This is a genomic window from Stenotrophomonas sp. PD6, from assembly GCF_049199305.1.
Lineage (GTDB): Bacteria > Pseudomonadota > Gammaproteobacteria > Xanthomonadales > Xanthomonadaceae > Stenotrophomonas.
Map to the genome: position 1 here is coordinate 187,511 of NZ_JBLZQD010000007.1, position 7,453 is coordinate 194,963.

Genomic DNA, 7,453 nt, shown 5'->3' on the forward strand with positions numbered 1-7,453 from the left:
CTTATCGACATGTCCAATTCCCTGCTAGTCCGCCGCGCCGCCGTGCTGGGTGCCGGCGTCATGGGTGCCCAGATCGCGGCCCACCTGACCAACGCCGGCGTCGACACCGTGCTGTTCGACCTGCCCGCCAAGGAAGGTCCGGCCGACGGCATCGTGCTCAAGGCCATCGCCAACCTGGGCAAGCTCAGCCCTGCCCCGCTCGCCAGCAAGTCCTACGCCGAAGCGATCACCCCGGCGAACTACGAGACGGGCCTGGAACAGCTCAAGGACTGCGACCTGATCATCGAAGCCATCGCCGAACGGATGGACTGGAAGCAGGACCTGTACAAGAAGATCGCGCCGTTCGTGGCCGACCACGCCGTGCTGGCCTCCAACACCTCGGGCCTGGGCATCAACAAGCTCGCCGACGTGCTGCCCGAGCAGCTGCGCCACCGCTTCTGCGGCGTGCATTTCTTCAACCCGCCGCGCTACATGCACCTGGCCGAGCTGATCCCGGCCACCACCACCGATGCCGCCGTGCTGGAGGGCCTGGAAGCCTTCCTGGTCACGACCCTGGGCAAGGGCGTGGTGTACGCCAAGGACACCCCGAACTTCATCGGCAACCGCATCGGCGTGTTCTCGATCCTGTCCACGATCTTCCACACCCAGCAGTTCGGCCTGGGCTTCGATGAAGTCGATGGCCTGACCGGCCCGCTGGTCGGCCGCCCGAAGTCGGCGACCTACCGCACCTCCGACGTGGTCGGCCTGGACACCATGGCGCACGTCATCAAGACCATGGGCGACACCCTGCCCAACGATCCGTGGCATCAGTACTTCGCCTCGCCGAAGTGGCTGGACGCGCTGATCTCCAAGGGTGCGCTGGGCCAGAAGACCGGCGCGGGCATCTTCCGCAAGGTCGGCAAGGACATCGTCGTGCTGGACCTGGAGAAGCAGGACTACCGTCCGGCCGACCGTAGCGCCGCGCCGGAAGTGGTCGACATCCTCAAGATCAAGAACCCGGCCGAAAAGTTCGCCAAGCTGCGCGAAAGCCAGCACCCGCAGGCACAGTTCCTATGGGCGACCTTCCGCGACCTGTTCCACTACAGCGCCTACCACCTGGCCGACATTGCCGAGACCGCGCGCGACGTCGACCTGGCCATCCGCTGGGGCTACGGCTGGTCGCTCGGCCCGTTCGAAACCTGGCAGGCCGCCGGCTGGAAGCAGGTCGCGCAATGGATCGCCGATGACATCGTCGCCGGCAAGAGCATGAGCAATGCGCCGTTGCCGGATTGGGTGTTCGATGGCCGCGACGGCGTGCACGCCGCCGAGGGCAGCTACAGCCCGTCGCGCAACGCCAAGCTGCCGCGCTCGTCGCTGCCGGTGTACCAGCGCCAGCGCTTCCCGGATCCGCTGCTGGGTGAAACCTTCAGCCCGGGCGAGACCGTGTTCGAGAACGACGGCGTGCGGATGTGGCACGACGGCGACGGCATCGCAGTGGTCAGCTTCAAGACCAAGATGAACACCGTTTCCGACCACGTGCTCAACGGCCTGCAGGAAGCGATCAAGCGCGCCGAGCAGGGCTTCAAGGGCCTGGTGATCTGGCAGCAGAAGGAACCCTTCTCCGCCGGTGCGGACCTGGCCGGCGCGCTGGGCCTGCTGCAGGCCGGCAAGGTCGACCAGTTCGAAGAGATGGTGCACAACTTCCAGCGCACCAGCCAGGCGATCAAGTATTCGCTGGTTCCGGTGGTCACCGCCGTGCGCGGCCTGGCCCTGGGCGGCGGTTGCGAATTCCAGATGCACAGCGCCAAGAGCGTTGCCGCACTGGAAAGCTATATCGGCCTGGTGGAAGCCGGCGTGGGCCTGCTGCCGGCCGGTGGCGGCCTGAAGGAACTGGCGGTGCGCGCGTCGCAGGCGGCCGGTCCGGGCGGCGACGTGTTCGCCGAACTGAAGAAGACCTTCGAGACCGTCGCGATGGCCAAGGTCTCCAACTCCGCGGTCAATGCACAGGAGCTGGGCCTGATGCGCGCGACCGACAAGGTCGTGTTCAACAGCTTCGAGGCGCTGTACATCGCCAAGACCGAGGTCCAGGCGCTGGCCGAAGGCGGCTACCGTCCGCCGATGCCGGCCCGCCGCATCCAGGTCGCCGGCGACGTCGGCATCGCCACCTTCAAGATGATGCTGGTCAACATGCTGGAAGGCCGTTTCATCAGCCCGTACGACTATGAGATCGCCGTGCGCATCGCCACCGTGCTGTGCGGCGGCGAAGTGGACCGCGGCACGCTGGTGGACGAGGAATGGCTGCTCACGCTGGAGCGCAAGCACTTCGTCGAACTGGCCCAGCAGGAAAAGACCCAGGCGCGCATCGCGCACATGCTCAAGACCGGCAAGCCGCTGCGCAACTGACCTATAAGAGATCACCACAATGACCAAGCAAATCCAGGACGCCTACATCGTCGCCGCCACCCGTACCCCGGTCGGCAAGGCGCCCAAGGGCGTGTTCCGCAACACCCGCCCCGATGACATGCTCGCCCACGTGCTCAAGTCCGTGGTCGCACAGGCCCCGGGCATCGACGTCAACCGCATCGACGACGCCATCATCGGCTGCGCCATGCCGGAAGCCGAGCAGGGCATGAACGTGGCGCGCATCGGCGTGCTGCTGGCCGGCCTGCCGGACACCATCGCCGCGCAGACGGTCAACCGCTTCTGCTCCTCCGGCCTGCAGGCCGTGGCCATGGCGGCCGACCAGATCCGCCTGGGCAACGCCGACCTGATGCTGGCCGGCGGTACCGAGTCGATGTCGATGGTGCCGATGATGGGCAACAAGATCGCGATGGCACCGAGCGTGTTCGACAACGACCACGTCGCCATCGCCTACGGCATGGGCATCACCGCCGAGAAGGTCGCCGAAGAGTGGAAGGTCTCGCGCGAAGAGCAGGACGCCTTCGCCCTCGCCTCGCACCAGAAGGCCATCGCTGCGATCCAGAACGGTGACTTCAAGGACGAAATCAGCCCGTACGACGTGCGTACCCGCCAGCCCGACCTGGCCGACGGCCGTCGCATCATCACCCGTGACCGCATCATCGACACCGACGAAGGCCCGCGCCTGGATTCGTCCGCCGAAGGCCTGGCGAAACTGCGCCCTGTGTTCCGCAACGGCCAGTTTGGTGGCACGGTCACCGCCGGCAACTCCTCGCAGATGAGCGATGGCGCCGGCGCGGTGCTGCTGGCCTCGGAGCAGGCGGTCAAGGACTATGGCCTGACCCCGCTGGCCCGCTTCGTCAGCTTCTCGGTCGCCGGCGTGCGCCCGGAAGTCATGGGCATCGGCCCGATTGCCGCGATTCCGAAGGCGCTCAAGCAGGCCGGCCTGACCCAGGACCAGTTGGACTGGATCGAGCTCAACGAAGCCTTCGCCGCGCAGTCGCTGGCGGTGATCCGCGATTGCGGCCTGGACCCGTCCAAGGTCAACCCGCTGGGCGGCGCCATCGCCCTGGGCCACCCGCTCGGTGCCACCGGCGCCATCCGTACCGCCACCCTGCTGCACGGCCTGCGCCGTCGCCAGCAGAAGTACGGCATGGTCACCATGTGCATCGGCACCGGCATGGGCGCGGCGGGTATTTTCGAATCGCTGTAAGGGGCCACGTGGGTACCGACCAACGGTCGGTACCTGCCGGCGATGGAGAAATCGGCTTTGACCGGTTCCCCAAAACAAAACGGGCGGCCCTTGGGCCGCCCGTTTTGTTTTATTTGATTGATCGCGTCGCGATCAGTCTTCAGCCAGCATCTGCGTCAGCTTCTCGCGCGCCGGCTTGGCCAGCTTGTGGTTCTCCAGCGCGAAGCGAATGGTCGCCTCGACCAAGCCAAGATGGGTGCCGCAGTCGAAGCGGGTGCCTTCGAAGCGATAGGCATCGACCTCGTCGGTCTTCAGCAGCGCGGCAATGGCGTCGGTCAGCTGGATCTCGCCGCCGGCACCCTTGCCCGTGGCTTCGAGCAGCTCGAAGATCTTCGGGCTGAGCACGTAGCGTCCCACCACCGCCAGATCGCTCGGCGCGTCTTCGGGCTTGGGCTTCTCCACGATCTGCGCGATCCGGCCCTTGCGGCCATCGAAGGCCTCGGTGGCCACGATGCCGTAGCTGGCGGTGTTCTCATGCGGCACGTCTTCAACCGCGATCACGCTGGCACCGGTGGACGCATTGAGGTCCGCCATCTGCTTCAGGGCGCCGTCGCCGCGATTCCAGATCAGATCGTCCGGGAGCAGGACCGCGAACGGTTCGTCGCCGACCACCGACTTGGCGCACAGTACCGCATGCCCCAGGCCCAGCGCTTCGGTCTGGGTCACGAAGACCGCGCGGACGCCTTCCGGCAGCACGTTGCGCACCAGTTCCAGCAATTCGGTCTTGCCGGCGCGCTCGAGCTTCTGCTCCAGCTCGTAGGCCTTGTCGAAGTAGTCGGCAACGGCATGCTTGTAGCGATTGGTGACGAAGATCAGGGTGTCGCACCCCGCCTCGATCGCCTCATCGACGGCGTACTGGATCAGCGGCCGATCGATGATCGGCAGCATCTCCTTCGGTACCGTCTTGGTTGCGGGGAGGAACCGGGTCCCCAGCCCCGCCACCGGAAATACTGCCTTGCGAATGCGCTTGCTCGTCACAGCCTGTTGGCCTCTCGTGCCGGAAAGGGAAGGACTTTAGCCGACTCTACGTGATCGTCCTGTTGCAGCGGCGCAAATTCCGGCATCGTCGCGAACAGGATGCTGTTGATCGCGTCGGTATCGTAGTTGGCGATCGCCTCACGCAGGCGCGGCACGTTGCCCAGCACCTGCTCACGGGCGAAGGTGCGCACGCCCGCCTCCAGGATCTTGGGATGCGAGGTGGGGCGGTAGTCTTCGTCGGAATAGAACAGCGTCTCGTGCAGCTTCTCGCCCGGACGCAGCCCGGTGTAGATGATCGCGATGTCCTTGTACGGCTGCTTGCCGGCCAGCCGGATCATCTGTTCGGCCAGCACCCGGATCGGCACCGGCTCGCCCATGTCCAGGGTATAGATCGCGCCATGCGACGCCGACGCGGCGGCCTGCAGGATCAGCTGGCACGCCTCGGGAATGGTCATGAAGTAACGGGTCACTTCCGGGTCGGTGACCGTGACCGGGCCGCCCTTGAGGATCTGCTCGCGGAACACCGGCACCACGCTGCCCGCCGAGGCCAGCACGTTGCCGAAGCGCACGGTGACGAAGCGGGTGTGGCTGGTCTTCTGGTCCAGGCTCTGGCAGATCATCTCGGCGTAGCGCTTGCTGGCGCCGAGCGCGTTGACCGGATCCACCGCCTTGTCGGTCGAGATGAACACGAAATGCTCGATCCGCGCCTCGACGCAGGCCCGCGCCACCGTCTCGGTGGACAGGATGTTGTTGCGCACCGCCTCGCGCAGTTGCCGCTCCAACACTGGCACCTGCTTGTAGGCGGCCGCATGGAACACGGCGTCCACCTGCGACAGCGACAGCGCGTGGCGGATCACCGCCGGGTCGCCGCAGTCGCCCAGCACCGCTTCCACGACCAGGTCGGGGAAGCTGCGCTTGAGCTCGGCTTCGATGGTGAGCAGCAGCAGCTCGCTCATTTCCAGCAGGACGATCCGCCCTGCCCCATGGCGTGCGCACTGGCGGCACAGTTCCGACCCGATCGAGCCACCGGCGCCGGTCACCAGCACGGTGCGCCCGCCCAGCCAGCCGCGGATCAACGACCAGTCCGGCAGGATCGGCTTGCGCCCGAGCAGGTCCTCGATCGCCACTTCCTTCAGCTCGCCGGGCAACGAATGGCCCAGCAGCACGTCATTGAGCTTGGGCACCATCCGGAACGGCACGCCGGTGCTTTCGCAGATGGCCACCACGCGCTGCATGCCCGCCGCGTCGAGCGACGGGATGGCGATGACCAGCAGCTTGGCGGCGGTTTCGCGTACCACGGAGGCGGCATCGTCCAGCGTGCCCAGGATCGGCAGGCCCTGCAGCTTGGCGCCCTGCAGGTGCGGCGCATCGTCCAGCAGGCCCACCGGCTCGAAGTCGCCGGAGCGGCGCAGGTCGCGGACCAGCGCCTCGGCGGCCTGGCCGGCGCCCAGGATCAGCACCCGGCGCGCGGTCGCGTCGGACTGCAGCGCCTGGTAGTCCTTCCATGCCCGGTACAGCAGGCGCGGCGCGCCCAGCAGCGCCGACAGCGCGAACGGATAAATGACCAGCACCGACATCGGCACGCCGTTGAAGCGCTTGTAGGCCAGCACCACCACGATGGCGAGCAGCCCGATGAAGCTGGATTTGAAGATGTGCAGCAGGTCGGCGACGCTGGCGAACCGCCAGAGGCCGCGGTACAGACCCACCCGCCAGAACACCACGGCCTGGATCACCAGCACCAGCGAGGTGTCGATGTTCCAGAGCGGCAGCGAGGGGGCATCGGCCAGCATCGAATAGCGGCCAGCATGCAGCAACTGCCAGCACGCCCAGACCATGAACAGGTCGTGGACCACAATGGCGGCACGGGGAAGCAGACTCGTGAAGCGGTCCTGCCAAGGCGTCATAAAACAAGCAATCCTTCTAGTTGCGCATTCCCTTGCGCAGGAGTAGCCAAAGACCGGTCGCGAGGGCTATCCACGCTAGGGCCACGGCAGCCTCCCACCTCGGCTGCAAATTCTTGCAAGCATTAAACACTGTAATACTGAACAAACCAAAAACAAAATACATTCCGGTAATCGAAGTGTGCCCTGCACCACCTTTGACGGCACGCTGATACAGATGTTGGGTGTGGGCCTCCATCCATCGTTGTCCGGACAGGATGCGCGAAAGCAGTGTGAAGCCCGCGTCCACGAGGAAGGCCGTCAGCGGCACCAGCAGCAGCAGCCAGGACACCGTGGTGGCCACGCTGGCCAGGCAGACCAGACCCGCCACGGCATAGCCCAGCGCGCCACTGCCGACGTCGCCCATGAAGATCCGCGCACGCGGGAAATTGAACGGCAGGAAGCCCAGGCAGGCCAGCGCCAGCACAATACCGGCAAGGGCCAGCGGACCGGGCAGGACCAAGGCGAACGCGACACCGGCGAGGACGGCCTGGCTGGTGGCAATGCCGTTGATGCCATCCATGAAATTCCAGATGTTGATCAACGAGGTCGTAAACAGCAGGGCCAGCAGGGCCTGCCAGGGATTGCCGGTCGCCTGCCAGACCAGCCCGGCGAGCAGCGCCGCGGCGACCAGGTGCACCAGCAGCCGGCGCACCGCCGGCAGCGGCCGATGGTCGTCCCACCAGCCGATCCCGGCGACCAGCACCAACCCCAGCCCGAACACCAGCAGCGGGACCCTGGCGGCGGGCGCCCCCCCCGCCCCCCCCCCGCCCCCCCCCCCCGGGGGGGGCGGGGGGGGGGGCCCCCCCCCCCCGGGGCGGGGGCCCCCCGTGGGTGGGACCCGGCCCCGGTGTTAGTCCAAGTTTGCGGGCCCCGCCGATTTGGG

At 66.7% G+C, this 7,453-nt stretch carries 4 protein-coding genes and 1 pseudogene; 2 read left to right on the forward strand and 3 right to left on the reverse strand.

Annotation, left to right across the window (positions count from 1 at the left end):
* Nucleotides 1-9: 9 nt before the first annotated feature.
* Both ACOZHM_RS12325 and ACOZHM_RS12330 read left to right on the forward strand, forming a co-directional pair.
* Nucleotides 10-2,382, forward strand: coding sequence for a 3-hydroxyacyl-CoA dehydrogenase/enoyl-CoA hydratase family protein (locus ACOZHM_RS12325; protein ID WP_421569613.1), 2,373 nt, complete (start codon nt 10-12; stop codon nt 2,380-2,382).
* A gap of 19 nt (nt 2,383-2,401) precedes the next feature.
* Nucleotides 2,402-3,610, forward strand: coding sequence for an acetyl-CoA C-acyltransferase (locus ACOZHM_RS12330; protein ID WP_421569614.1), 1,209 nt, complete (start codon nt 2,402-2,404; stop codon nt 3,608-3,610).
* A 132-nt stretch (nt 3,611-3,742) separates the two neighbouring features.
* Here the strand turns inward: ACOZHM_RS12330 and galU are convergent, their stop codons facing one another.
* From galU to ACOZHM_RS12345, 3 genes and pseudogenes are all read right to left on the reverse strand, one after another.
* Nucleotides 3,743-4,627, reverse strand: coding sequence for a UTP--glucose-1-phosphate uridylyltransferase GalU (galU, locus tag ACOZHM_RS12335; RefSeq protein WP_421569615.1), 885 nt, complete (start codon nt 4,625-4,627; stop codon nt 3,743-3,745).
* The gene (locus ACOZHM_RS12340) at nt 4,624-6,531 is read right to left on the reverse strand and encodes a polysaccharide biosynthesis protein (RefSeq protein ID WP_421569616.1); all 1,908 of its coding nucleotides are present in this window, start codon (nt 6,529-6,531) and stop codon (nt 4,624-4,626) included. The genes galU and ACOZHM_RS12340 overlap by 4 nt, the downstream gene beginning before the upstream one ends.
* 16 nt (nt 6,532-6,547) lie before the next feature.
* Nucleotides 6,548-7,315, reverse strand: a pseudogene (locus tag ACOZHM_RS12345) (lipopolysaccharide biosynthesis protein); the annotation flags it as partial.
* Between the last annotated feature and the right edge of the window lie 138 nt (nt 7,316-7,453).